This window comes from Brevibacillus sp. HD3.3A (genome assembly GCF_013284375.2).
Taxonomy (GTDB): domain Bacteria; phylum Bacillota; class Bacilli; order Brevibacillales; family Brevibacillaceae; genus Brevibacillus; species Brevibacillus parabrevis.
Genome location: NZ_CP085874.1, coordinates 5401571 through 5428367, shown reverse-complemented (window position 1 = coordinate 5428367; position 26797 = coordinate 5401571). Strand labels below are relative to the sequence as shown.

The window sequence follows — 26797 nt, the reverse complement described above, 5'->3', positions numbered from 1 at the left end:
ATTGATTGCCGAGGTGGGATTAGCATGAAACGAAAGGCGGTGTTCGTTCTGGCCGCTGTTCTGCTGCTGTTGACTACAGGGTGTTGGAACCGCAGGGAATTGAACGACTTGGCGATTGTCATGGCGGTGGGCATCGACAAGGTGGACGGAGAGTATTTGTTGTCTACGCAAATCGTCAATCCGGGTGGAGTTGCCGCCTCCAAGGACGGGGCAGGAGGCACTCAGTCGGCAGTAGCCACGTACAGCATGCGATCTGCGGACATTTTTGAGGGGATACGCCGCTTGACGACCATGACTCCGCGCCGGCTGTACTTTTCGCATATTCAAGTATTGGTGTTGGGGGAGCAGGTAGCGAGAGAAGGGACAAAAGAGGTGCTCGACCTGTTGTTTCGCGATCACGAAGTTCGCCCGGATTTTTACGTCATTTTGGCGAAAGATACTTCGGCCCTGCACATTTTGAGCATGCTTGATCCGCTGGAGAAAATCCCTGCCACCAAGCTGTACAAAAGCCTGGAAACAGGCGAAAAAGCATGGGGCTCCGTGATCTCGATCCAACTGGACGAATTTATTACACAGCTGCTGAGCGAAGGGTCGGAGCCAGTGTTGGTAGGGGTTACTGTAAAAGGCAAGGTTCAGACAGGAAGCAACGGAAACAACCCGCAGCAGGAAAGCGTCTCTACCCTGCTCAAGTATGAGGATATCGGCGTTTTCAAAGAAGACAAGCTGCAAGGATGGTTTAATGAAAAGGAAAGCATCGGCTTCAGCTATATTACAGACAGGCTGGACAGCACAGTTGAAGCCATACCGTGCGACAAAAACAGCAAGCTCATCATTGAAATCATTCACAGCAAATCGACGCTTGATGGTCGTGTCGTAAACGGAAAACCGCAAGTCGAGGTGAAAATCGAAGCGGAAGGAAATGTAGGAGAAGTAGCGTGCGCGATTGACCTTGCAAAGTCGCAAACGATCTACAAATTGGAGCGAGAGGTAGAAAAGCGAATCAAGGAAAAAATCCAGAATGTGATTACAAAAGCGCAGAAGCAATTTCACTCCGATGCGTTCGGATTTGGGCAAGTCATTTACCAGAACGATCCAAAGGGCTGGGAAAAGGTCAAGCACAACTGGAACGAGGCTTTTGCCGACCTGAAGGTGAAAATCAACGTAGATGTGAAGCTCCGGCGAACAGGCAAAGTCGGCAATTCTTTTATCCCCTTTATCAAAAAGGATTAGAGCATAACTATTTCCTGTTGTGGAAAAGGTAAGGATATTCCTGGCAAGAAGTAGGTGCGACTTGTTCCGATGTGGATGATCCTGTTGATTTTGCTGATTAGTCTGGTGATCGTAGCGATCGAAGCTCCTTTTCTGAAAAGGAACGGCTTGAAAAAGGAGCTTTTTGTTTTTGGCTGCTTGCTGCTGCTCGGGACAGGGCTTTGCATCGCCGAAGCGGTGGAGGCAAACATTCCAAACCCGCTGGACTGGATTACATTCGTCTATCGGCCGTTCAGCGACTTGATTTTAAGCATGGTGGAGTAACGGTGAACATAAGCGGTGCGCAAGAGAAGGGAGGGAAACAAGGGTGCTTGGCAACAGTCTGATCAGTGCGAGGCAGTTTTTTATTTTGGTAACCCTGTTCGTCATTGGCGATGCAGTCTTGTACGTTCCCTCGCTCACCGCCACATCCGCCCGGCAGGACGCGTGGATTTCGGCTTTGATCGGTTGGGGAGAGGGCTTTCTTTTGACCAGTTTGTATGCGGCATTGAGCTTGCGGCATCCGAATCGGACGATACTTCAATACAGCGAAGACATCTTGGGCAAGTGGGCAGGAAAAGCGGTCGCTTTTTTGTTCCTTTCCTATTTTTTTATCGATGCGTCACTGATGCTGATGGAAATCGGCGATTTTGTCACCACACAGATCATGCAGGAGACGCCGATCGAAATCATTCTCGTTCTGTTTGCGGCGATTATTGTCATGGGCACCCGCTGCGGGATGGAGCCGCTTGCGCGTGTCTCCGAGCTGTTGTTTCCGTATTTTCTGCTGCTGTTTTTCACGCTGATTGCGTTCATCGCCCCGCAAATCAAGGTCGATAACCTCAAGCCTGTCCTTGCCCATGGGATGGCGCCCGTTTTTGGCGGCAACTTCCGCTATATGGGCTATTTGCTGGAATCGGTCGTCCTGATCTTTCTGTTTCCGCTTGTGAAACAGCCGCGGCACGCAGCGAAGGCGTATATTATGGGCATTTTGATTGCTAATTTTTTCCTGACAATCATTACAACCGTCGCAGTGCTTGTGCTCGGTCCCAACATTACCGTACTGCTTGCCTATCCAAGCTACACGCTGGCGCAAAAAATTAGCGTCGGCAACTTTTTTGAACGCATCGAGGTTCTGATGGCTGTCATTTGGTTCATCACGCTGTTTATCAAAATAACGGTTTGCTATTATGCCACGGCTTGCGGGATTGCCCAGACGCTGCGATTGACCGACTATCGCAGACTGACGCTGCCTCTGGCGATGATCATGGTCATCGTCGCGCTTGCCACGATGCCCAATCGGCCGTATTTTGACAACTTTGTTTCGGAGATTTGGATGCCGTACTCATTGACGTACGGCTTGTTTTTGCCTGTGCTGTTGCTCGTGGTGGGCGGACTGCGGAAAAGGTTGGGGAAATGAAAGGAAAAATGATGCCAAAGACCTAGTTCATCGTTTATACTATTTTTTGAGAAAAGGAGGGGTGGAAGACAGCGCTTTGCTCTTTATTCGAAGGAAACCATGATCAGCTAGACAAATACGCCGAACATGAAATGGGGAACCACGATGAGACTGAATCATTGGGTCATGCGAATGATCCTGTTATGCCTGCTTGTTTATTCCTTTTCTTGTCCCGTTTCACCCTCATTCGCTTTTGAAAGCGAAACAACCACTTCTTCTACAGCGGAAAATGTTAACTTCTCCGAAATAAAAGTGACCAATGGCCTTATCACCGTTCCATTTTATTCGATCCCAGAAAGAAATCCTAAGACCAAACAGTTTACCCTCTCTTACACGCAAGATTCTGAGACACACTCCTTATCCCCCCTCCCAGCTAAATGGGAAGAATCTACGCGAACCTTTTTTATTCCCTTTAAACCTTTTCAATCAACCGACACAGAGCAAGAAATAACGATCCGCATCGGCTATGAAGATTCAGAACCGACAGAGCGTTCTATTGTTTTGGCGCCGAAAGATTCTGAGGTAGAATCGATCGAGATTTTGAACACTTGGGGAAATTCTGAATTGCAGTTGCGCGACAGCAATGATCGGGAAGCGAAATTGCTGGCAGTAGCGAAAGACAGCGAAGGTGCGATTGTCGCTTATGATAAAGTTACCTGGGCAAGTGAAAATCCGCGAGTTGCTTCTGTTACTTCGCTAGGAAAAGTGTGGGCGAAGAAGGCGGGAACTGCGGAAATTACGGCAACGATCGCTGGGAAGACGGAGACTTATCAAATCGATGTCGTCAGCAAGCAGCAAGTTCCGGCGGCGATTTCCAAAGATGGAGAATTTGGCCCGGAATCGGGAGTATATAAAACGAGTGGAACAATCGAGATAAAAGGCAAGGAGACTACTGTTTTACTGAGAAACACGAAGCTGGACGGCGATCTCGTCATCGACAACGGCGGTTCTGTCACTTTGGACAACGTTCACGTCTCAGGGGAGATCAAGGTGAAGGACGTTGCTTCCAACAGTTTGCATGTAAATAATGTCTCAGCCGACCGACTGGTGATCACCGATGAGAATGGCGCACGGCTTGTTCTCGAAGATGAGGTTGAGCTGCCAGAGGTAGAGGTATCTGCCCAGTCCACACAGTTCCCTGTCGTGATCGAAGGCAAAGCAGCTACTAACAGTACGCTGCAAATTACATCTCCTTCCTGGGTGGTAGTCGACTCTGTTGTGTCAAAGGTGGTTGTAGACAAAGACGCTGAAGGAACACGGATCGAAACCACCAAAGAGAGCAAAATCGAAGTAATTGAAGCGAATGCAAGCGCCAGTGTGGAAGGATCGGGCACGATAGACAAGCTCGTGCTGGCCGACAGTTCGGTAAATGTGAAAAGCGAAGTCAACATACCGACAGTGGCGTACGCGAATGAACCTGCTATGCCAACACCGCCGACTCCACCTACACCGCCTGCAAACCAGGCGCCTGTTGCCAGCCAAGTAACGATTTCCGGTACGTTCCAAGCAGGCGAGACATTGACGGGCAGCTATGTGTACACCGATGCGGAAAACAACCCGGAGCGCTTGTCCTTGTTCAAATGGTACCGCGGTTCGCTGTCGGACGGTTCCGATAAGGTGCAAATTTCCGGCGCGAACAAAAAAACGTATGTGTTGCAGCAGGATGATGTAGGGAAGCATGTGACGTTTGAAGTGACACCTATCGCCAGCACAGGAACGAGAAGCGGGGTGCCGGCAACTTACACGTCAACCCAGACGGTTACGAACGTTCCCGCGGCGAATAACCCGCCTGTCATCAACAGCAGCTATACGGCGCAAACGTTCAAAAATACGTTAGCAAGCGGAACTGTTGCTGCGACCGATCTGGATGGCGACACCATCACGTATTTGCTCGGCTCCACAACTCCTGCACACGGGGCTGTGGTCGTTCTGCCGAGCGGAGCATGGACGTATACGCCACAAAATGCTTTTACAGGAACGGACAGCTTTTCCATCGTGGCGGATGACGGAAGAGGGGGAACAGCTGCTACGGTTGTCTCCGTAACCGTGACAGAAGACCCGCTTGAAGTTGATCGCCAGGCGCTGACCATCGGTTATGCCAGCGGGGATGACGCCGATCATGTTACGCAAAATGTAGTCTTGGCAACGACAGGGGCAAATGGCTCGCTGATTTCATGGAGTTCGGACAACCCGGCTGTGATTGCGCAGGACGGCACGGTTACGCGCCCGCAAGCTATCGAGCAAGACGCTACCGTCACATTGACGGCGACCATCACGAACGGAAGCCGCTCGAACACCAAACCGTTTGTCCTTACCGTACTCAAGCAAGCGGCGCAAAGTAACAACCAGCCGCCGACGGCAGTAGGCACGATCAGCAATCAGACGCTGCTGCCAGGAAGCCAGCCTTACCCGCAGATCGATCTGTCTACTATTTTTGCTGACCCGGATAACGACGCCTTGCAGTACCAGGCAACGGCAACGGCGCAAAATATCGTGCAGCCGACCATTAGCGGCAACATGCTCAGTCTTGCTCCGGTCGGCAAAGGAGTGGTCACGATTACGGTCACGGCCAATGACGGCAAGGGCGGCACACAAGACGTTACTTTTACAGCTCACGCCTATGAGTTCGTCGCAGGCGGGCAGGTCACGATCAGGACCAAATCAGGGGTCATGAACGTGCAACTGGACTTGAACACATATTTTCCGGGCGCTCCGGCCAACTCCCTGCAAATCCTCAATAATGGCACAGGCGGCACCGTGATGGGCACCAAGCTCCAGCTGATCCCTGCAAGCGTGCCAGGAAGCGGGCTGTGGGTTGCCAATCAAAGCGACCAGGTTGCGCTAATCAAGGTAGATATTCAGCAGCAAGGACAGCCGCAACTGTTCTTCTCGGATTATGTATACGGAACAGATGGCCGCAATGCGCTCCAGCTGTTTTTCCAGGGAGACAACAACGGTCAAAAGGTCACAGGGTACGAGCTGGAAATTCACAGGTACATGACAAGTACGCAGACAAAAGCAGTGGAGACAAAGCCAATCATGCCGCTGTTTCCGAAAATGGCCTATATTATTATCGACCCGATTTTCTATGACTTCTTTGATATCACTCCAGCTACTTATTACAACGAAGAAGTTCATATGAGTTACCAAGGATATGTCACGGCTTTCGTGCTGAAAAAAGATGGTCAAATCGTGGATGTTTTGGGGAATCCCGATCCGAATAACCGCTCCCCGATCCTGGCGCAAACGGGCACGATTGTTCGCAAGTCGGGAATCTATACAGGCTCGCAAAGCTTCAGCCTCGAAGGGGAATGGGACATTTATCCTGCCGGTTATTACCAGAACATTGGGCGGCATAATCCGTAAACAGACAGCTATTGATGACAAGACGTACAAAAGGTGAGGAAAACATGAGCCTAACACACAAAAAAGCCAAAATGATCAAGACAGCAGCAATCGGATTGCTTGCCATACAGAGCCTGTTTGGATTTGCAGCACAATCCCACGCTCAGGGACCACTGGAAGAAATCAATTCTACAGTGGATGGTTATTGGTACTCCGGCGGGGAAGTCGAAGATGGGAGCTATTTTGAGGACAGCTCCAACTATGTAGGATTAGACGAAAATTTTGGCATGCAAAAAGCAGCCGTGCAATTCCCGTTGACTCAGCTTGATACGTCATTTATCAAGGCCAAGCTCAAATTGTACGTGACCAATGTGAACGGGGACGCTCAAACGGTTCCGAGCTTCACCCTGTACGGCTCCACCTACGGAGCATGGGACGACGATTTTCCGCTGAATCCCAATGATCCGGTCATTGATTCATTTGGGCAAAATCTGCAAGAAGGCGATTGGCTGGAATTTGACGTAACCAATTTTCTTCGCCTCCAGCTAGAGGCGCAAAGCCAGAACGTGACATTTGCGCTTTTGAGCAATACACAGACAGGGGCTTTCGGATTTGGGTCAAATGAAATCATAGACGGCAATTACCCGCGTCTCGTGCTCGAATATGCAGCCAAACAACCGCAAGTGACCCCAGCTACTACCCTGGAAGATACCGCAACTTCAAGTGGACTGGTGATTACTCCTGACCCGGCGGACGCCAGCAGCGTGACCCATTTTCAGGTCAGCGAAATTCAGGGCGGAAAGCTTTACTTGAACGATGGAGTGACTGAGTTAACGAATGGCAACTTTTTGCAAAAAGCAGATGGTGCTACAGGGCTGAAATTCGTGCCTAATGCGGATGCGAATACGCCAGCTGGCGATCTGTTCGGCTTCAAGGTCAAAGCAGCCAAAGATGCCAATGGTGCAGGGCTAAGCGGAGCGGCGGCGGCGGTCATTACGGTGCAGGAAGTGAACGATGCACCGACCGCCCAGAACGATCAGCTCGCCACGGTGACAAAAGGAACGCCTAAAGTGATGATTCCGTTTTCGCTGTTGACGGCAAATGATCAGGCAGGGCCAGCCAATGAGCACGGACAAACATTGACAGTGGCAGATGTTGATCAAGCAGTAGGCGGGACGGTCAGACTTGTCGACCAAGAGGTAGAATTTTCATTGGACCCTACCTTCCAGGGGACAGCGTCTTTTCAATACAGCTTACTAGACGATGGAACAACCAACGGCCTTCCTGCTTCGTTGACGGCTAGAGCGAAAGCGGAGTTTTCCGTGGAACAAATCACGAAGCCGATAATTTCGCTGGTTGGCGGCAACGCAATGTATGTGCCGTTCGGTCAAAGCTTTCAAGAACCAGGCTACTCAGCGAGAGACGCAAACAACAACGACATTACGAACAAGGTGCAAGTGACTGGTCAGGTGGTTACGAGTGAACTGGGAGACTACGATCTGGTGTATAACGTTCAGGACGACAACGGAATTGAAGCTTTGCCCGTGACGCGGACCGTATCTGTCGTCTCTCACGAACTGAAAGGTCTATGGCTGCAAGAAGGTACGATGACACCTGCTTTTCAGCCAAGTGTGGCGCAATACACGCTGCGAGTGCCCAACGAAGTGAGCAGCCTGCGGTTTCGGGCGGCAACTTTGGATCAGACGGCAACCTTGACCATTAACGGGGCGGCTGAAGTGAACGATATAAGCAAAGAGGTGAGCCTGAATCCAGGCCAAAACGATATTACGTTTATCGTGACGGCGCGGAACGGCTCGACCAAGACATACCAGTTGAGTGTGACAAGGGATAGCGCTCCGCCTGTGACGCCGAACCCACCGACCTATCCAGGACATTCCGAAACGATTCCGGAATCGCAGAACCATTTGAATGAACAGACAAAAGAGGTAATCAAGGAATCAGTTGACGCAAAAAGAATTGCCGAGCAGGTGGATAAATCGCTCGCGCACTTGGCAGATAAAGTTATGAGCAGCAAGCTCGGCGATACCGAGAAGCTTCAACTCGTAGCAAGCACTTCAACAGAAGTTTTGTCTCCGCTCGTTGCCAAATGGAAAGAAGGAGTAGTTTCCGACAAGCAATTGAGAGAAGCGCTGTCCCTCTTTTTAGAAAAGGGAGTGAACGAAGGTCTTGCTCAAAGCAAACTGGATGATTCGGAAGTGTTTGCAGCAGGGGCAAAGCTCGTAAGCACGGTGATTCGGGACGTGATCGTCGAACTGGAAGATGATCAGGTCAGGGAAGAAGTGGCTCAGCCTTTCCGTGAAGCTATGGACAAGCTGCTCAAACACAAAAGCATCCTCCAGGTAGCCCAGCATACAGAAGTAGCGGATACGAGCGAACAGCTGAACGAGGTTGCTGCTCTGGTGCAGGACTGGAGCCAGGAGCTTGGCAGCAAGTCCGACCTGTTTGATCTCGAACGGCACTTGCTCATTCAAGTGGTGGACGAAGAAGCGGCGGACGTAGAGGACAATGGCGAACAGCTGCGTTCCGGCCGTGCTGCTTCTGCGTCCCAAGAGCCGACTGTGCTGTTGTCGGAAGAGCTGGTCGAGACTTTGGCAAATCAACAGTTTGCCGTTACCGTTATGGCGCAATCGGGAGCAAGCGTGAAGCTGCCGCCAGCCTTTTTTGCCCGCTACAACGCTGAGACGATAGCCGTGGTGGTCGAAGAAAACGAAGAGGCAACGATCCCTGCTACGTTTTCCAAGACAAGCGATGCATACGATTTCCGGGTTTTTGCCGGGGAAAAAGAAATCAAGAGCTTTGCCAAAGGAGAGGCATTGATCGGAATACCGTACGCCTATTCCTCGAAAAAGTTCGCTCCTTATACGTATGATGCCGCTCGAAAAAACTGGAAGGCTGGTGCAACAGGCAAAGGCGAAGGATACGTCAAGCATGATGGGGAGCAGGTGCTTTTTCTGACCAGCGCGCCAGGGACGTACATGCTGGCGGAAACAAAGCTGCGCTCTCTCGCTGTGGCTCAACGTACAGTGAAGCTTGAGCAGGGAGCGACGTATCAAGTGCAGGTGACAGGAGCTTTGACGAGCGGCCGAAAAGTGGATTTGACTGCTTCCGAAGACGGCACGACTTACTCGTCAAACAAGCCTGAGTTGATTGAGGTGGATGAGGAAGGTCTGATCACGGTGTTGCCGGAGGCGGAGAGTGGTTCGAAAGCGACGATCACCATCCAAAACGGGCAAAGCACGGTGAAAATGACGGTCAGTGTGTATTCTCTGGACAGCATCGCCGTGTCTCCGGCAAAAGCTGTTGTCTATGCGGGAGAGACGCTGCAATTGAAGGTCAAAGGGAAGTATACGGATCGGAGCAGCAGCGACATCACCAAATCGAGCATGGGCACAAAGTATTCGTTGGATGATACGGAATATGCCAAAATTAGCGAAAATGGCTTGCTGGAAGTCAGTCCGGATGTTCCAGATGAAACGGTGATCACCATTATGATCGAAAATGGCGACAAAAGCATAACATACCCGGTTACCGTCAAGCAGAGGGCGTAACCGACAATTGTGGAGTCCGTTGGCATTCAACCAACCGGGCTCCTTTTTCTATGGCACAGATCCAATCATTTATTTGTTGATCTGATTAATCGACATTTTATGCTTTCAATGAGTTTTAACGTATTTTGTAAAGGGTACATAGTACAAACAGGAATCGTTAAGAGTAGGAGAAGAATCGTATGAAACTCACAGTCGGAAAAAAGCTGTACACAGCATTCGCAGTGACGTTGTTGCTGATGGCGGCGATTGGGTGGCTTGGCATCTATCAAATGAAAAATTTGAACGAGAAGGCGGTGGAAATCAATACGAGCTGGTTGCCGGCCGTAGAAGACATCAACCATCTGAACTACTTGACCGAGCATGTCCATGCGCTCGTATTCTCGCATGTCTTTTATCAAAGCAAGGAACAGAAAGAGCCGCTGGAAAAGGAGCTTGCGCTGACCTTGCAGGAAGTCAGGGAGGATATAGCGTCTTACGAAAGCACCCTGGAGGAGGACGACGTCGAGGACCAGAAAATTTTCAGTTCCTTCAAGAGCAAATGGGAGTCGTATGAACAACTGCACGACAAGCTGATGGACGCATCCAGACAGAACAACAGCGCCGACATAAAGGACGTAATTGGCGAAGTGTCTGCCCTGTTTCAGGCCATGAAAAATGACCTCGATGCCCTGATCAAAATCAACCATGACGGGGCAAACAATGAGAGCGAACAAGCGGCAGCGATCTATGACGAGGGAAGAAAAGTCACATTGCTGCTGATAGCCGTCTCCGTCACGGTAGCGGTGGTATGGGCTGCTGCGATTACTCGCAGTATCCGCTCTCGCCTGAACAGGCTGGCCCAGCAAGTAAACGCTGTTGCAGAAGGCGATTTGCGCATGGAAGCTCTCCCGGTAAAAAGCACGGACGAAATCGCAGAGCTGACCCGTGACTTCAACAACATGCTGGCAAAGCTGCGCGAAATCGTTTCCCAGGTGAACGTGACCGCCCAGCAAGTGGCGGCTTCCGCGGAGCAATTGACAGCCAGTGCAGAGCAGACGAGCCAAGCGACCGAACATATTGCGATTTCCATTCAAGAAGTGGCGAATGGCTCGGATCAGCAGGTGCAAAGTGTGGAAGCAAGCTTCCGGGTCGTGGAGGAGATGTCCGGCGACTCCGAGCAGATTGCGACCAAGGCAAACGCAGTAGCCGTCATTTCCAATCAAGCTTCCAACATGGCTTCGGCAGGCAATCAGGCTGTCCATACGACCACGCGGCAAATGGACGCTATTCACTCCACCATGACCGAGCTGGCGCAAGTCGTCAGAGGATTGGGCGAGCGCTCATCGGAAATCGGCCATATTACAGAAGCGATTACGAGCATTGCGGAGCGAACCAATTTGCTGGCGTTGAATGCGGCGATTGAAGCATCCCGGGCCGGAGAAGGCGGGCGCGGCTTCGCTGTCGTCGCGGCGGAAGTCCGCAAACTGGCGGAGCAATCATCCGCTTCTGCCGAACAGATTGCCTGCCTGATCCAGACGATTCAGGCAGAGACGGCGAAGGCTGTGGCGACGATGGACACAGGCACGAAGGAAGTGCGGGAAGGAATGAACGTCGTTCAGATGGCCGGGCAAACCTTCGGAGAAATACAGCAGTCCGTGACGGAAGTGGCAGCCCGGATCGCGGAAGTCTCCGCAGCTTCCGGTCATATGTCAGCGGGCACCGAGCAAGTCGTCCAAACGATTTCACAAATTACGAATGTAGCGCAGTCAGTGGCGCTTGGCACGCAAAATATTACGGCTGCGGCCGAAGAACAGCTGGCATCGATGGAAGAAATCGCCTCCTCTGCCGCCGCTCTCTCGCAAATGGCGGAAGAGCTGCAATCATCCGTGCGCGTATTCAAGCTGTAGCGACTGTCAATTCCCTCCCGGAACAGATAGAATGGTAGATAAGGAGTCTTCTGGAACAGGAGGGAATCATGTATACAGTTGGGGTTGTCGGTCCTCATACATCTGTTGAACGAATTATCCAGCTCGGGAACGAATACGAGCAGACGATGAAATTTATCGGCTATTCATACAGCGACTTTCAGGAAACGAAAACAATCGTCCGCGAATACGACCAGCAAGTCGACGCCTGGCTATTCTCTGGCCAAATCTCGTACATGGTGGCGAAAAATACGTTAAGCACGGACGAAAAGCTGGTCTACATCCAGCATACGGAATCAGGCATTTACAAAAGTCTTTTGCATATGGGGTACTATCAGCACGAATTTTTGAGCAAGGTGAGCATCGACGAGATTACGACATCCCACCTGGAGCAGGCGCTGGAACAGATCGAGATTGCGCCGCAGGACATGTATGTGAAGACCTTTGACGTTCATTCGAGTACGCAAGAGCTGATCGACTTTCATCTGGACTTGTACCGGGCCGGGAAAACGAAAGGGGTTTTGACGTGCTTTGAAGCCGTCTATTTTGCGTTGACCGAAGCCGGAGTGCCCGCTTATCGGATCGAAAGTACAGACATGGAAATTCGTCAGGCTCTGCGCATCCTCGCGGAAAAAATCCGAACGTTTTACTACAAGGACACGCAGATTGGCGTGCAACTGGTGGAAATCGAGCAATTCGCCAAAATCAGCGAGAAGGCGAAAAGTTCCTATCATCTGCAATACTTCGAGATGAAGGTAAAAGAGACGCTGCTGCGGTACTGTGAAAAGCTGGACGGCTCTTTGCTGGAAAAAGGCAACGGCCGCTACGTGATTATCAGCTCGCGCGGGGCAATCGAGCGGGAAATCAGGGAGCTTCAGGAGACGCTCCAGCAACTGGCGAAAGAGGTTGAGCATGCCGCAAGTGTCGGGATCGGCTACGGTGTCACCGTGCATACAGCGGAAATAAACGCCGAGCGCGCCCTCCAGTTATCCAAAGACCGGGCCGAGCACGGGATTGTGATCATCCGCGAGGACGGCACGATTGTCCAGTCGGCGGGCGACGAAGAAGAGCTGAGCTTTTCCTTTCGAAGCGACGACAAGCAGCTGATCGAGAAGCTGAAGGAAGTCAAGCTCAGTGCGAAAAACTACTACAAAGTCACGGCGTTGATGAAAAGAATGAACTGGAACGACTTTACGATCAAGGACTTGGCGACGCATCTTTATTGGGACGAGCGCAATGCGCGCCGCTTCATGGTCAGTCTGTGCGAGGCAGATTTGGCGGAATGCGTCGGGGAAGAAGCTTCTTCCGCCCGGGGCAGGCCAAGCAAAAGATATCGTTTGAAATAACCATTCGCAGGTTGAATGGTTATTTTTTTTGGCGAAAATGCGTTGAAAAATGAGAATGATTCAAATATAATGCATTTTAGGTAATTACCCTTTTATTACCCTTAAATAAAAGTCGCTGGACAATCGCACTCATTTGAACATATCCAGTCTGGCGAGGGAAGACAGCTTTGCGGATCAACAGGCCGAAGAGAAAGGAGTATCCATTTTTTGCGGGCAAGCTATGAGCACAACGACGACGTGAAGAGAGAGGGAAATTCATGGATCAAGAACAATACCTGAAAAAGAAAATGGGCTTTTGGTCTCTTACGGCACTTTCTCTCGGGGGAATCATCGGTTCCAGCTGGCTGTTCGGCCCTTGGGCAACAGCGAAGCTGGCAGGTCCTGCCGCTATTATTTCTTGGTTAATCGGTGCCATTGTTATTACGTTTATCGCTCTCGTATACGCAGAGCTTGGGCGGGTCAGACCCGAGTCCGGGGGACTTGGACGCTATCCGCTGTACTCGCACGGAAGCATGCTGGCGACTGTGACCAGCTACTCGATCTGGCTTGGCTATTGCGCTACCGCTCCGGTAGAATCGGCTGGCGTGATTCAGTACGCGAATCAGTTTTGGCCCGGACTTTACGACGTGGGCAACGAACAGTTGACGACGACAGGGATTTTGGCTGCTACGGTACTCATGGTCTTTTTCGTTGTATTCAATTATTTCGGCGTGAAGCTGTTTGCTGTGACGAACACGATTATTACCGTCATCAAATTTGTTGTGCCGGTGCTGACGATTATCGCCTTTTTCATGACAGGCTTTCACCCGGAAAACTTCACAAGCCAGGGCTTTGCGCCGAATGGCTACAGTGCGGGTCTGAGCGCGGTGCTCACAAGCGGAATTTTCTTTGCTTACACCGGATTTGGAAACGTCATCATGATGAGCGGCGAAGTGGTCAATCCGCGCAAAAACATTCCGCTGGCTTTGATCGCGTCGCTCGTCTTGGCGGCGATCATGTACGTGCTGCTGCAAGTCGTCTTCATCGGGGCTGTGCCGCCGGAGATGATTGCGAACGGCTGGAGCGGCATCAAGTTTGATTCTCCTTTTGCCAATCTCGCGATGATTGCCAACATGGTCTGGCTCTCCTGGATCATTACAGCAGACGCGATGGTGTCTCCGACAGGCTCTGCGCTCGCTTACACAGCAGGAACTTCCAGACATGTATTCGGGATGGCGAAAAGCGGCTTTTTGCCCGGTTATTTCGGGGTGATCAACAAGCGCTTTGGCGTACCGACTCGCGCGCTCGCTTTTAACTTTGTCATCGGCTTGTTGTTTTTGTTCCCGCTGAAAAGCTGGACGGCAATTGTCGCGATCGTCGGCGCGATCGGCATTTACAAGTACGCCTCTGCGTGCGTAACCGTCATGGTGTTTCGCAAGGTTGGTTTGACCAAAGACAAAGGTCTTCCGGGCATGAGTGTCATTGCGCCTTTGGCGTTCGTATTCGCCACTCTGCTCATTTACTGGACGAAATGGAGCAAGGTGCAGCTGGGGATTACGGGCTTGCTGATTGGATTGGCTTGCTACTTGATCGTTCATTTCATCCGCAAGTACAAAGCGGAGGAAATCATCGGCGGACTGTATTTGATCGCCTACATCCTCGTGCTCATCGGGCTGTCCTACCTCGGCAACTTTGGCGGAATCGGCATCCTGCCTGAGCCGTTCATGTCGATCGTCGCCGCAGTGACAGGCTTCATCTTCTACTACTTTGCGGTGTACAACGGTGTCTGGTACATGCGCAAAAAAGGAAACGTCGCAGAGCTTGCCGAGGAGTAGGCGCAAGCGAGCGGCAAACATTTTTATCGATCATAAAGGAGAACGTAGCTATGAAGCTTTGGGGTGGCCGTTTTAGAAAAGAAGAAAACAAGCTGATGGAAGACTTCAACAGCTCGCTGCATGTCGATCAGCGACTGTATGCAGAGGACATCAAAGGAAGCGTGGCCCACGTCAACATGCTGGCGCATAGCGGGCTGCTCACCCGGCAAGAAGGCGAGGAGATCGTCAAAGGGCTGCTCGCCATTTTGGAAGAGATCGAAGCGGGCACATTGGAGATCGGCGGCAATTACGAGGATATTCACAGCTTTGTCGAAGCGAAGCTGACCGAGCGGATTGGCGCCACAGCGAAAAAGCTGCACACGGCGCGAAGCAGAAATGACCAGGTGGCGGTAGACATTCGGCTTTATGCGAAAAACAAGGCGCACGAGGTCATGCAAAGCATCGAGGAGCTGCAAGCCAGCCTGGAAGCGAAGGCGCGCGAAAACAACGTGATCATGCCGGGCTATACCCACTTGCAGCGCGCCCAGGTCGTGACGTTCCAGCACCATCTGATGGCGTACTACCAGATGCTGCGCCGCGACAAACTGCGAATCGCCAATGCAATCGAAATCATGAACGAAAGCCCACTCGGCTGCGGCGCTCTCGCAGGCACGACGCATCGGATCGACAGGGAGATGACGGCAAAAGCGCTCGGCTTCGCAAAGCCAGTCGACAATTTCCTCGACGGGGTGAGCGATCGCGACTATTTGCTGGAGTTGATGTCGGGCTTTTCCATCCTGATGATGCACCTCAGCCGTCTGAGCGAGGAACTGATTTTGTGGAGCAGCCAGGAGTTCCGCTTCGTGCAAATCGACGACGCGTACTCGACGGGAAGCAGCATCATGCCGCAAAAGAAAAACCCGGACGCCGCCGAGCTGATCAGAGGGAAGACGGGACGCGTGTATGGCTCGTTGACCTCGCTATTGACGACGATGAAAGGACTGCCGCTGGCCTACAACAAGGACATGCAGGAAGACAAGGAGGCGTTTTTCAACGCTTTGGATACCGTTCTCTCGTGCCTGGCGATCATGTCCAACATGATCGCGACGATGAAGGTCAATCACGAGCAGATGAAAAAGGCAGTAAAAGCGGGCTTTCTCAACGCGACGGAGGTTGCCGACTACTTGGTCAGCAAAGGGGTTGCCTTCCGCGACGCCCACAGCATCGTCGGCTCGATCGTGATTTATTGCGAGGACAACCAGAAGGCGATCGAGGAGCTGACGCTGGAAGAATTGCAGCAGATCAGCCCGTACATCGGAGACGATCTGTACACGTTTATCGATTATGAGAACATCCTGAACAAAGGGATCAAAGTGGGACTGCTGCGTTAGCAGAACGCCGAAGCGCTTTTCCCCTCCCTGCGAACCGGGCAATCTCCAACCGGGCAAAATTTTCAGGGGCAGGAAGAGCAGCAAGCCATCCGATGCGGTGGCTTGTTTTTTTGGAATTGAAAGAAAATTTTTACAGGAAATTGCTTGCGTTTCTTGAAATGTAAGAGGAAACGAACCGAAAAAGAGGTGTTGGGGAATGCGTGAGCTTTTTTCTGTTGCCGACCTGGAAGCGTTTGTCGTGCAAGCCAAGCAGCACACATACGTTGGAGGAGCCAAGCGCCTGTTGCCGTATCGGCTGGGGTCCAAGGACATTCAATATGCAAGCGGGGATTGGGCCTATCACGACAGCTATTTGGGCGAGAGCGATTTTATCGGGCAAGAGGTCGTGTACTTCCAAAAAAGTCCGGTGTGGGCAATGAATTATTTTGGCTACATTACCAAGCCGGAGCGAATCGACGCGCATGCTGCGGGACTGGTCATTAAGGCGAGCTTGTCGAAGATGTACGCGGAGGGCCGCTTTTTGGGGGCGTTCGAGCATGCGCAGGACGATTTGCGCTACGTCGATACGAATGAGGGGAATGTGACTCTTTTTCAGGGGAAGGAATTTATTTACCGCCAGGATGAGATTGTCTATGAATTGCTCTATCATGGCGGGTTGTTGAAAAAGTAGGGCTGCATGATGACCAATCTCGCGCGGGCAACCAAAACCGATCCGCCCCGTGAACCGATTTTGGCATAAAAGCGGCAAAAAGCCACCAGAATACAGGTGGCTTTTTGCGTTGGACGGCTTTTTGGCATGGAGACAAATTGGATGGGTAAGAAACAGCGCGATTGGATCAGAAGAAAGACAGCGGCTTGTCCTATAATCAGCTTGCCACACTACAGGCTGACACTTGAGAAAAGGCTGGACAAGCGAAGGAGGAGCCATGTCAAATCAAGACCAAACACCGTTGTTTACTGGACTGGTCAAGCACGCCCGAAAAAATCCGATTCAATTTCATATACCCGGCCATAAAAAAGGCAAAGGAATGGACCCGGAATTTCGCTGGTTCATCGGCAAAAATGCGCTGTCTATCGACTTGATCAACATCCGGCCGCTGGATGATCTGCACCAGCCTGCCGGGATTATTCAAGAGGCCCAGGACTTGGCTGCCGAGGCTTTTGGCGCCGAGCACACGATCTTCTCCGTGCAAGGAACCAGTACAGCGATCATGACGATGATCATGTCGGTTTGCCATCCGGGCGAAAAAATCATTGTGCCGCGCAATGTGCACAAGTCGATCATGAGCGGAATTATTTTCTCGGGGGCGCATCCGATTTTTCTGCATCCGGAAATGGACCTGGTCTACGGGATCGCGCATGGCATCACTCCAAAATCCGTCGAAGAAGCTTTGGAGCAGCACCCGGACGCCAAGGCTGTTTTGGTTATTCACCCGACCTATTTTGGCACAGCAGGCGACCTGAAAAAAATTGTGAAGGTAGCGCACGCGCGAGGAGTGCCTGTACTGGTCGATGAAGCTCATGGCTCGCATGTGCATTTTCACCCGAAATTGCCGCTGTCCGCGATGCAGGCAGGCGCAGATATGGCGGCGAGCAGCATGCACAAGCTTGGCGGCTCCATGACGCAAAGCTCGGTGCTGAATATCCAGGGAAACCGGATTTCGCTATCGCGCGTACAGGCGATTTCCAGCATGCTTTCCACGACGTCCACGTCTTATTTGCTGCTCGCCTCGCTCGATGTAGCGCGCAAACGGCTGGTGACCGCAGGCAAAACGCTGTTGGATCAGGCAATCCGGCTTGCCAATCAGGCGCGTCAGGAAATCAATCGGATCGAGTATTTGACTTGCATGGGTAGCGAGATCATTGGACAAAACGGGGTGGTCGCCTACGATCCGACGAAGCTGGTCATTTCCGTAAAAGGGCTGGGGCTGACCGGGCATGAGGTGGAAAAATGGCTGAGGGAGCGCTTCCATATTGAAGTGGAGCTGTCCGATTTGCACAACATCCTTTGTATTGTCACACCGAGCGACAGCAAAGCGGATTTGCAAATTCTCGTGTATGCGCTGGAAGAATTGTCGCTGCATTTTCGAGAGCAGGCGAAGGCGCTGGCAGAGGAGCACATGCCTCTGCCACAAATTCCGCAGCTTGCTGTCACGCCGCGTGACGCTTTTTACGCGCCGACCGAAATCGTGCCCGTCGCAGAAGCGGAGGGGAGAGTTATCGCCGAGTTTGTCATGGTGTACCCGCCAGGAATCCCGATTTTTATTCCGGGTGAAGTCATTTCCAAGGAAAATGTGGCTTACGCGCAAAGAAACCGGGAGGCAGGTCTGCCTGTCCAAGGCTCGGAAGACCCAGCGTTTTTGACTGTACGTGTACTCAAGTAAATGTGATCTGCAAAAAAAGGCAGCCTTTGCTACGGGCTGTCTTTTTCTGTGACCAAACCTTGTCGTAAATGCAACCAAATCTTGAACATGGCTGGTTCAAGGACTTGCTCATTGGCTGGTGACACTCGATTGGATCGCCCTTACAGTAGGACTTGTTTCAACCAGTACCGAGCATGGTGATAGGAGATGAGGACATGAAAACGTCCAAGACAGCACGCTGTCTGTCCGTTTTGTACATGTTCCTGCTGCTGTTCATGACGACCGGGTGCGCAGATAAATATCTCGTGCTCAATCCGAAGGGGCCGATCGGTGAACAGCAAAAGGACCTGATGATTTTGTCTACGCTTTTATGCTTGATCGTGATTGTTCCGGTTTTGATTCTGACTTTTGTCATTGTGTGGCGATACCGTGACAGGAAAGGAAGAAAGGCGAAGTACACCCCGGAGTGGGAGCACAGCACGGCGCTGGAGACGACCTGGTGGGGGATTCCTGTTGTCATCATTACGTTGATCGCTATTATTACGGTTCGCTATACGTATTCGCTCGAACCGTCCAAACCGCTGGAGTCAAAAGTCGAACCGATCACGATTCAGGTGACGAATCTGGATTGGAAGTGGTTGTTCCAATATCCCGAGCAGGGGATTGCGACAGTGAACTACGTGCAGTTCCCGGAAGATGTGCCGATTCGCTTCGAGATTACCTCGGATGCCCCGATGAACTCCTTCTGGATTCCCCAGCTTGGCGGACAGATTTATGCGATGTCGGGAATGGCGATGGTTTTGCACCTGCAAGCGGACGAGCAGGGCGAGTACATGGGTTCCGGCGCCAACTACACGGGGAAGGGCTTCGCGGACATGTACTTCACGGCCAAGGCGACATCGCAGGAAGCTTTTGATCAATGGGTGAGCGAAGTGAAAGGAACATCGGCAGCATTGACTCTGGATGGCTATAAAAAGCTGGCAGAGCAAGGTACCTCGGATGTCCGCTATTTCTCCTCTTTCCCTGAAGGATTGTTTGAGATGACAGTGACGAAATACGCTGCTTCGCACAACCACGGTTTGTCCGTGAAGGCACGCAAGGAAGTGCGCATCGAGGAATAGCCAGAAGGAAGGAGAGAGGAAGACGTGTGGGATAAAGTGAAAGAATTTGCTTCGGAGTTTTTTGTGACAGGCGATCCGCTCATCTACGGTGCGGATGTCAGTATCGCTTTGACGCTGATCGCGATCGTTTCTGTGCTGACTTACTATAAAAAATGGGGCTGGCTCTGGCGCGAATGGCTGACGACTGTCGACCACAAACGGATTGGCATCATGTACATTTTGGCTTCCGTGCTCATGCTGTTTCGCGGCGGGGTCGACGCGCTGCTGATGCGCGCGCAGCTCGCCATGCCAGAGCTGCAATTTTTGCCCGCCGAGCACTACAACCAGATTTTTACCACGCATGGCGTCATCATGATTTTGTTTATGGCGATGCCGCTTATGTTCGGGCTGTTCAATGTGATCGTACCGCTGCAACTGGGGGCGCGTGACGTAGCCTTTCCGTTTCTGAACTCGCTCAGCTTCTGGCTGTTTTTCTCGGGAGCGATGCTGTTCAACTTGTCGTTTGTCATCGGCGGCTCGCCGGATGCCGGGTGGCTGGCCTATCCGCCGTACTCGGATAAAACATTCAACCCTGGCTACGGGCAAGACTTCTACATTTGGGGCATCCAGATTTCCGGGATCGGCAGCTTGATGACAGGGATCAACTTCATCGTCACGATCTTGAAAATGCGCACGCCCGGCATGACGTTGATGAAAATGCCGATGTTCTCGTGGTCGGTGCTGTCGAGCTGTATCGCCATCGTGTTTGCTTTTCCGATCTTGACCGTGACTTTGGCGCTTCTGTTCATCGACCGCTATTTGGGCGGACATATTTTCACGCTGGATGGCGGCGGCAACCCGATGATGTACATCAACCTGATCTGGATGTGGGGCCACCCGGAAGTATACATTCTCGTGCTGCCTGCATTCGGCATCTTCTCCGAGATCGCCGCCACGTTCTCGAAGAAAAAGCTGTTCGGGTATAAATCCATGGTGTTCGCCATGATGATTATTAGCGTCGTGTCGTTCCTCACCTGGGCGCATCACTTTTTTACGATGGGCTCCGGGGCAGATGTCAACGCGTTCTTTGCCCTGTCCACGATGGTGATTGCCATTCCGACAGGTGTGAAGGTGTTCAACTGGCTGTTTACGATGTTCCGCGGAAAAGTCACTTTTGAAACACCGATGCTGTGGATGATCGGGATTATTCCGAACTTCGTCATCGGCGGGATGACCGGGGTGCTCTTGTCTGTCGCGCCTGCCGATTTCCAGTATCACAACAGCTATTTCCTGATAGCCCACTTCCATCAGGTCATTATCGCCGGAGTCGTATTCGGATTTTTCGCCGGATTGTACTACTGGTGGCCGAAGCTGTTTGGCTTCAAGCTGAACGAACGTCTCGGCCGACTGGCTTTCTGGCTGTGGAATATCGGTTTTTACCTGTGCTTCATGCCGCAATACGCGCTCGGGCTGATGGGGATGACTCGTCGGGTGTACACGTACGGTTGGGACAAAGGCTGGTTTGAAATGAATCTCGTTTCCACGATCGGGGCCGTCCTGATGGGCGCAGCCTTCATCGTGCAAGTTTGGGATATTGCGCACAGCCTGAAAAAAATGGATCGGGAAGGAACCCAAGATCCGTGGAATGCGCGGACGCTGGAATGGTCGATTCCGTCTCCCGCTCCGTTTTACAACTTCGCTACTTTGCCACAGGTGACTCATCAGGACGACTGGTGGGAGAAGAAGCAGAGAGGCTGGAGTGCTCCGGCAGTCGAGCTGGAACCGATTCACATGCCGAAAAATTCCGGTATCCCGATCATCATGTCGATGTTTTGGTTTTTCAGCGGATTCGGGCTGGTATTTGACTGGCTTTGGCTGGCGGTACCGGGATTTGTGGGAGTGCTCGCTTGCATGATCGTCCATTCGTTCAACTACAAGCCGGACTATTACGTCCCGGTGGAGGAAGTGCAGCGGGTTGAGGCTGCGGCAAGGAGGGGGAGCAAGTAATGGCTCAGACGCATAGCAACGCCGAGCATCACGGCCATGAACATCCTGATCAGGAGGAAATGCGCACCTTTGCTTTTTGGATTTACCTCATGACGGACGTCATTTTGTTTGCGACCTTGTTTGCGACTTACATCGTCCTGCAAGGCAACACGGACGGCGGGCCAGGGCCGAAAGACATTTTTCAGATGAACGGCATTTACGCCAGTACGTTTATTTTGTTGACGAGCAGCTTTACGAGCGGCCTTGCCCTTTTGGCGATGCACAAGGGCAATCGACTTGCTCTGATGAACTGGCTGTGGGTGACGATTTTTCTGGGAGCGTCGTTTTTGTTCCTGGAGGTCAACGAGTTTATGCACATGGTGCACGAAGGCGCAACGATCAGCACGAGCGCTTTTCTGACGGCCTTTTACACATTGGTCGGGACGCACGGCTTGCACGTTGCTCTCGGCCTGGGCTGGATGATTATTTTGATCATCCAAATCGCCAAGCACGGCATCACGCCCGTGACCAAGCGCAAAGTCAACATCGTCAGCCTGTTCTGGCATTTTCTCGATATCGTCTGGATTTTCGTCTTCACCATCGTGTATTTGCTGGGGGTGAAGTAAAGTGAGCAACCAAACGGCACACGGTTCCTTGAAATCGTACGTCACCGGGTTTATTTGCTCGATCGTGTTGACGATTATCCCGATTGTCGTCCTCGTAAACAATTGGCTGGAAGGGCTGGGCAGCACAATCGTCTTTTTGGCGGCGGCGCTGTTGCAGTTTATCGTCCAGCTGGTGTTCTTCATGCACTTGAAGGACGAGGAAAAACCGAGGTACAATCTGATGTCGCTTTTGCTCGGGATTTTTATCGTCCTGTTGATCGTGGTCGGCTCCATCTGGATCATGATGTACAACATGGTAGCGATATGAGCAAGAAACAAAAGGAGGGGCCCGGATGCTCGCAGACTGGATACAGCTGACCAAACCCCGCATCCTACAGTTGAATTTGATCGCAGCATTTGGCGGTTACTGGGTGGCTAGCAAGTGGGAGCCGGATTGGCTGCTTCTTTTGTGGCTGTTGATCGGGACGGCGCTGACGATGGCGGCGTCCTGCGTATGGAACAATGTTTGGGATTACGAGCTGGATCGCAAAATGCAGCGGACAAAAGACCGCCCGCTCGCGGCTGGTCGACTGAAAACCGGGGGCGTGCTGCTGTACGCCCTGGTGCTCGGTGTTTGCGGCGAGCTGGTTTTGTTCTGGAAAGGAAACGAGCTGGTCGGTTGGCTCGGACTGTTCGGGATGTTCATGTACGGGTGCGTCTATACGATGTGGCTGAAAAGAAAGTCGACATGGAGCACGTCGATTGGCGGGGTGTCCGGCGCAATGCCCCCGGTGATGGGGTATTGTGCCGCTTCGAACGAGCTTGATGCCGGGGCATGGTTGTTGTTTGCCTTGCTGTATTTTTGGCAGCCCGCGCATTTCTGGTCGCTGTCGATTCGGCGCGTGGACGAGTATAAAGCGGCTGGCTTTCCGCTGCTTCCTGTCGTCAAAGGAATCGCCCGAACCAAGCTGCAAATGATTCCGTACGTACTGTTTCTGCTCCCGACGGTCACGGTGATGTACCTGCTAGGGTATGCAGGGGTTGTGTTTTTCGCGGTTTCTTTGCTGTTCGGCATGATCTGGATGGGACATACCATCAGTGGGGTTGTGACAGCAAATAATGAGAAATGGTCGAAAACGAATTTTATCTTGTCCGTAAACTATTTGCTGGTTGTCTTCGTGTGCATGGTCGTCGATACGCCAGGCCGTCCATTTTGGTAGACCAGATGAAGGGCAGGGATTCTTATGAGAGTGGCTTCTTATCTGATCGTATTTTTTCTGCTCGCCGCAGTTTCCGGGTGCGGCAGCCCAGCAGCCGAAGAACAGGCGGAAGTGACGGCTTCCGCTGAAGATACAAGCGCGATGCAGCTATATAAAAAGAACTGCATGAGCTGCCATGGCAACGATTTGTCCGGCAGGGTCGGCCCGAGCTTGCAGCAAGCAGGTTCCAGGCTGACCGAGGAACAGATTGGAGACATCATCAAAGCGGGTGCAAGAGGGATGCCGGGCTATGAAAAGAGCCTGAAGACCGAAGAAATCTCCCAACTGGCAAAATGGTTGTCTGCGAAAAAGGAATAGAGCGGGAGGAATATGCGATGAAAAGAGCAGTTTGGTTCATCACTTTAGTCATCACAATCGTATTGGCGACCGCCTGCGGCAGTGAAAAGGCAAGCAAGCTGAACATACCCGTGCAACCTTTCGCGTTTACTGACCAGGATGGAAAACCTTTTTCCTCAGCCGATGTAGAAAACAAGGTGTGGGTCGCCAACTTTATTTTTACGTACTGCGCGACGGTTTGCCCGACGATGACAGCCAACATGGCGCAGTTGCAAAAGAAAGCGAAGGAGGCGGGAGTGGACGTCGAGCTGGTCTCCTTTTCGGTCGATCCAGAGCAAGACAGCCCGGAGGCACTGAAGGCTTATTTGGGCAAATTCGCTGCCGATTTTTCCAACTGGCATGCATTGACCGGCTACGAGTTTGCCGAAATCAAAACGTTTTTGCTGCGCTCGTTCCGGGCTACGATTGCCAAAGACGCTGCATCTGAACAAGTCATTCACGACACGCTGTTCTATCTGGTCGATCAGAACGGCAAAGTGGTGGCACGCTATGACGGCATGACCGATCCGCCTTACGACGAGATCATGGAGGACATCAAGCTGCTGCAAAAATAGGGCAAGACAAAAAGAGAAACTCCTTTGGCGAGTTTCTCTTTTTGTCGATAAAGCCCTGTCCCGTTTTGTTATCTTGCCAGCAGCAGCGCTAGGAGAACAGCTTGAAATTCCTCTGGCGCATTGTCAAAAGCTACTTGCCTGTTGTTACGGAAGAAATCGGCTTCCACTTTTTCATTTTGGTCAATCGGAACGAGATAAATGCCGGATGAATCTGGCTCCAAGCTCTGATGGTGACTCTTATGGCTGGGAAAGGGGCATGGAATTATACAGAATTAGCTTTCGGTAGAAATGGTACTGATGAAGAATCAGATGCTTTTCGACATGTGTTATGGAATATGTGGATAGTATGGGCAGTGAATGATAGTTGGGCAGAAAAGTGGACGAATGCCCACGAAGATGGTGCTTCCTATCAAAACAAAAAATCTCTAACATATAAAATGGATATGCACAATAATGCAGAAGGACGATACAAAGCAGCACAAGAGGGGATAGACAGTGATAGCAGTCGTTCAGACATTAAAATTGCGATTGATGAGTTATACAAAAGCGGAAAGCTTAAAAAAATTAATAAACCGAACCCTAAAAAAGAGAGTACCTGGACACTAGATAAATTTACAGGTAAAGAAGAGGATTATGCAGATCAAGATCTTCCCCCTATTTAGTAAGAAAAAAGAGAACCAGGAATAATCATTCCTGATTCTCCTTTTTGAAAGAAGGTGATATTTATGAAGAATAAATTAATGGTGCCTTTGGCTGCAACAGCAATAGTTGTGGTGCTAGTATTTGGATTTTTATATGTGTGGACTGGAACCGATTACTATAAATTTTCTGATGGAGCATCTTCAGAACAGATAGAAGCTCTAAAGAGTAATAAAATAGATTATATAATCAAAGAAGATGGGTCTTTATGGATAAGAAAAAGTGACGAATTGAAAGTAGCACAATGCTGTACATAGCAATGGTTTCTTTTAAAGTTTTTCCCCTGAATTACTGAGGCCATAAAGAAAGGCCGTCGAGAAAGTCGACAGCCTGAGAAACTCGCGACAGGAGGTTTTCTTTTTCTGGACATTGTGGCGCGAATCAGCTTAAAACCGCACGCAGAGCCGAGGCGAATTTGGCTACGCCAAGCGTGATTTCTGCTTCTTTCGGGCGGGCAAAGGTGAAGCGAATATAACCGGAGTCAGATCCGTACACACTTCCGGGGGCGACAACCACGCCGCGCCGCAGAGCTTCTTCAAACAGCTGGTTGTCGTTGATCTCGGGCACAATTTTGCACCACAAATGCAGTCCGCCCTGCGGAAGCGTGAACGTCACCAGATCAGGCAGTTCCGTTTGCAAGGCTTCCACCAGCAAATCGCGGCGATAGAGCAGGCGCATCCGCAGTTGCTCCAGGTGGGGCAGGAAGAAGTTGGAGTGCAAAAATTGGGCGGCAATTTTTTGCGGAACGACGCTCAGGCCGAAGTCCATCTGCTGTCGCGCGTCTGCCAGTCGTTCCACGACGGAGTGGGGGGCCACCATCCAGCCGACGCGCAAGCCGGAGGCCGCGATTTTGGAAAAGGAACCGATGTACAGGACGGAGCCGAGCTGGTCGTGCGATTTGAGCGGGGCAGGCGGATCGCCATCGTAGGACGTGAGACTGAATGGATCGTCCTCCACGATCGGAAGCCCCAGCTCGCTGGCCACGTTCAGCAGTTGGGTACGGCGGGCCGGATTGAGGCAAATGCCTGTCGGGTTTTGAAAAGTCGGATTGAGAAAAATCATTTTGATCCGGTGTTTTTTATACAAGGAGCGAATATCTTCGGGATCGATGCCCTCCGGACTGACCGGGAGCCGGAACAGGCGCAGGCCGGCCGACTGAAACATCGGCAAAGAGTAGCAATACGATGGATCTTCTATGGCGACGGCATCCCCGGGAGCGAGCAAACATTGAGTGATCAAATAAAGCGACTGCTGGGAACCCGATGTGATGAGAATGGACGAGTCTGTCGTGTTGATCTGCCGATACCGCGACAAATAGGAAACGAGTTCTTCGCGCAGTGGCGTGAAGCCTTGGGGATTGTCGTACCCTAAATATTCCGTAAAGGGGTTTTCTTTCATCAAGGTGCTGATTTCCTGACCCGGAGACAATTGCGCGGACAGCTCACCGCTGGCAAAGTCGATCATGCCGTCTTTTTGCAGGGCCTCGCGAATGCGGCGCAAGTAAAACAAATTCGGGAGAAACTGCCCGCCCTCCACGTACCGATGCCAGTTTGGGGTGTGTTTGGGGGTCGCTTCCCATTTGTTTTTGCAGACGCGCGTGCCGCTGCCTGTCCTGCTTTCGATGATGCCGAGTGCACGCAGCTCTTCGTAAGCCAAAATGACGGTGCTTCGATTGACCCCCAACTGCTCTGCCAGCTTTCTTTCAGAGGGGAGCAAGCTTCCAGGAGGATATTCTCCATAAGAAATCCTGCGCTCGATCTCATCGGCGATTTGGTGATAGAGTGTTTGCGTGCTGGACCGATCAGGTTTCCACATGATA

20 protein-coding genes and 1 pseudogene are annotated in these 26797 nt (G+C 51.6%); 20 read left to right on the top strand and 1 reads right to left on the bottom strand.

Translation table 11 applies throughout. The features are described from left to right. Positions 1–24 precede the first annotated feature (24 nt). The 20 genes and pseudogenes from HP435_RS25370 (at position 25) to HP435_RS25275 (ending at position 25235) form a co-directional block, all read left to right on the top strand. Positions 25–1230 carry a Ger(x)C family spore germination protein gene (locus tag HP435_RS25370; protein WP_122963719.1) on the top strand — a complete coding sequence of 402 codons (1206 nt, stop codon included), beginning with the start codon at positions 25–27 and terminating at the stop codon, positions 1228–1230. A 69-nt stretch (positions 1231–1299) separates the two neighbouring features. Then, a complete protein-coding gene (locus HP435_RS25365) occupies positions 1300–1533 on the top strand; it encodes a hypothetical protein (RefSeq protein ID WP_122963720.1) in 234 nt (77 codons plus the stop codon). Positions 1534–1576: 43 nt separating this feature from the next. After that, positions 1577–2668: a GerAB/ArcD/ProY family transporter gene (locus HP435_RS25360; protein WP_122963721.1), complete on the top strand. Its 1092-nt coding sequence runs from the start codon at positions 1577–1579 to the stop codon at positions 2666–2668. A gap of 540 nt (positions 2669–3208) precedes the next feature. Then, on the top strand, positions 3209–6073 hold the full coding sequence (locus HP435_RS25355; RefSeq protein WP_173599408.1) for an immunoglobulin-like domain-containing protein: 2865 nt from the start codon (positions 3209–3211) through the stop codon (positions 6071–6073). 44 nt (positions 6074–6117) lie between these two features. After that, positions 6118–9621, top strand: a complete 3504-nt coding sequence (locus HP435_RS25350) for an immunoglobulin-like domain-containing protein (protein WP_173599407.1) — start codon at positions 6118–6120, stop codon at positions 9619–9621. A gap of 179 nt (positions 9622–9800) precedes the next feature. Beyond that, complete coding sequence (locus HP435_RS25345) at positions 9801–11507, top strand: HAMP domain-containing methyl-accepting chemotaxis protein (protein ID WP_173599406.1); 1707 nt, start codon at positions 9801–9803, stop codon at positions 11505–11507. Between the two features lie 68 nt (positions 11508–11575). Next, positions 11576–12871: a hypothetical protein gene (locus HP435_RS25340; protein ID WP_173599405.1), complete on the top strand. Its 1296-nt coding sequence runs from the start codon at positions 11576–11578 to the stop codon at positions 12869–12871. A gap of 257 nt (positions 12872–13128) precedes the next feature. Further along, positions 13129–14685, top strand: a complete 1557-nt coding sequence (locus HP435_RS25335) for an APC family permease (RefSeq protein ID WP_063229510.1) — start codon at positions 13129–13131, stop codon at positions 14683–14685. A gap of 50 nt (positions 14686–14735) precedes the next feature. Beyond that, on the top strand, positions 14736–16055 hold the full coding sequence (gene argH / locus HP435_RS25330) for an argininosuccinate lyase (protein ID WP_173599404.1): 1320 nt from the start codon (positions 14736–14738) through the stop codon (positions 16053–16055). 196 nt (positions 16056–16251) lie between these two features. Then, entirely contained in the window at positions 16252–16725 is a 474-nt protein-coding gene (locus HP435_RS25325; protein WP_122963727.1) for a DUF5680 domain-containing protein, read from the top strand. A gap of 256 nt (positions 16726–16981) precedes the next feature. After that, positions 16982–18439, top strand: coding sequence for an aminotransferase class I/II-fold pyridoxal phosphate-dependent enzyme (locus HP435_RS25320; protein ID WP_173599403.1), 1458 nt, complete (start codon positions 16982–16984; stop codon positions 18437–18439). A 194-nt stretch (positions 18440–18633) separates the two neighbouring features. Beyond that, complete coding sequence (gene cyoA, locus HP435_RS25315) at positions 18634–19539, top strand: ubiquinol oxidase subunit II (protein WP_122963729.1); 906 nt, start codon at positions 18634–18636, stop codon at positions 19537–19539. A gap of 24 nt (positions 19540–19563) precedes the next feature. Next, positions 19564–21525, top strand: a complete 1962-nt coding sequence (locus HP435_RS25310) for a cbb3-type cytochrome c oxidase subunit I (protein WP_173599402.1) — start codon at positions 19564–19566, stop codon at positions 21523–21525. Beyond that, a complete protein-coding gene (gene cyoC, locus HP435_RS25305; RefSeq protein WP_173599401.1) occupies positions 21525–22130 on the top strand; it encodes a cytochrome o ubiquinol oxidase subunit III in 606 nt (201 codons plus the stop codon). Before HP435_RS25310 ends, cyoC begins: the two co-directional genes overlap by 1 nt. Position 22131: 1 nt before the next feature. Further along, positions 22132–22437, top strand: a complete 306-nt coding sequence (gene cyoD, locus HP435_RS25300) for a cytochrome o ubiquinol oxidase subunit IV (protein WP_063229517.1) — start codon at positions 22132–22134, stop codon at positions 22435–22437. Positions 22438–22456: 19 nt separating this feature from the next. Further along, positions 22457–23329: pseudogene (gene cyoE, locus HP435_RS25295) on the top strand (heme o synthase); the annotation flags it as partial. Between the two features lie 24 nt (positions 23330–23353). After that, positions 23354–23686 (top strand): c-type cytochrome, encoded by a 333-nt coding sequence (locus HP435_RS25290; RefSeq protein ID WP_173597672.1) that lies wholly within the window; start codon positions 23354–23356, stop codon positions 23684–23686. Between the two features lie 17 nt (positions 23687–23703). Next, complete coding sequence (locus HP435_RS25285) at positions 23704–24279, top strand: SCO family protein (protein ID WP_173599399.1); 576 nt, start codon at positions 23704–23706, stop codon at positions 24277–24279. A gap of 239 nt (positions 24280–24518) precedes the next feature. After that, on the top strand, positions 24519–24941 hold the full coding sequence (locus HP435_RS25280) for a DUF6973 domain-containing protein (RefSeq protein ID WP_229049760.1): 423 nt from the start codon (positions 24519–24521) through the stop codon (positions 24939–24941). 63 nt (positions 24942–25004) lie between these two features. Then, complete coding sequence (locus tag HP435_RS25275) at positions 25005–25235, top strand: hypothetical protein (protein WP_122963735.1); 231 nt, start codon at positions 25005–25007, stop codon at positions 25233–25235. Positions 25236–25359: 124 nt separating this feature from the next. Here the strand turns inward: HP435_RS25275 and HP435_RS25270 are convergent, their stop codons facing one another. After that, complete coding sequence (locus HP435_RS25270) at positions 25360–26793, bottom strand: MocR-like pyridoxine biosynthesis transcription factor PdxR (protein ID WP_173599398.1); 1434 nt, start codon at positions 26791–26793, stop codon at positions 25360–25362. Positions 26794–26797 lie beyond the last annotated feature (4 nt).

Excerpts from the sequence above, each read along its gene's own strand:
- HP435_RS25285 (WP_173599399.1), top strand. The coding sequence starts at position 23,704 with ATGAAAAGAGCAGTTTGGTTCATCACTTTAGTCATCACAATCGTATTG.
- HP435_RS25340 (WP_173599405.1), top strand. The coding sequence starts at position 11,576 with ATGTATACAGTTGGGGTTGTCGGTCCTCATACATCTGTTGAACGAATT.
- HP435_RS25270 (WP_173599398.1), bottom strand. The coding sequence starts at position 26,793 with ATGTGGAAACCTGATCGGTCCAGCACGCAAACACTCTATCACCAAATC.
- HP435_RS25335 (WP_063229510.1), top strand. The coding sequence starts at position 13,129 with ATGGATCAAGAACAATACCTGAAAAAGAAAATGGGCTTTTGGTCTCTT.
- HP435_RS25325 (WP_122963727.1), top strand. The coding sequence starts at position 16,252 with ATGCGTGAGCTTTTTTCTGTTGCCGACCTGGAAGCGTTTGTCGTGCAA.
- HP435_RS25370 (WP_122963719.1), top strand. The coding sequence starts at position 25 with ATGAAACGAAAGGCGGTGTTCGTTCTGGCCGCTGTTCTGCTGCTGTTG.
- HP435_RS25275 (WP_122963735.1), top strand. The coding sequence starts at position 25,005 with ATGAAGAATAAATTAATGGTGCCTTTGGCTGCAACAGCAATAGTTGTG.
- argH (WP_173599404.1), top strand. The coding sequence starts at position 14,736 with ATGAAGCTTTGGGGTGGCCGTTTTAGAAAAGAAGAAAACAAGCTGATG.
- HP435_RS25345 (WP_173599406.1), top strand. The coding sequence starts at position 9,801 with ATGAAACTCACAGTCGGAAAAAAGCTGTACACAGCATTCGCAGTGACG.
- HP435_RS25290 (WP_173597672.1), top strand. The coding sequence starts at position 23,354 with ATGAGAGTGGCTTCTTATCTGATCGTATTTTTTCTGCTCGCCGCAGTT.
- HP435_RS25350 (WP_173599407.1), top strand. The coding sequence starts at position 6,118 with ATGAGCCTAACACACAAAAAAGCCAAAATGATCAAGACAGCAGCAATC.
- HP435_RS25365 (WP_122963720.1), top strand. The coding sequence starts at position 1,300 with ATGTGGATGATCCTGTTGATTTTGCTGATTAGTCTGGTGATCGTAGCG.
- cyoA (WP_122963729.1), top strand. The coding sequence starts at position 18,634 with ATGAAAACGTCCAAGACAGCACGCTGTCTGTCCGTTTTGTACATGTTC.
- HP435_RS25320 (WP_173599403.1), top strand. The coding sequence starts at position 16,982 with ATGTCAAATCAAGACCAAACACCGTTGTTTACTGGACTGGTCAAGCAC.
- HP435_RS25280 (WP_229049760.1), top strand. The coding sequence starts at position 24,519 with ATGGCTGGGAAAGGGGCATGGAATTATACAGAATTAGCTTTCGGTAGA.
- cyoC (WP_173599401.1), top strand. The coding sequence starts at position 21,525 with ATGGCTCAGACGCATAGCAACGCCGAGCATCACGGCCATGAACATCCT.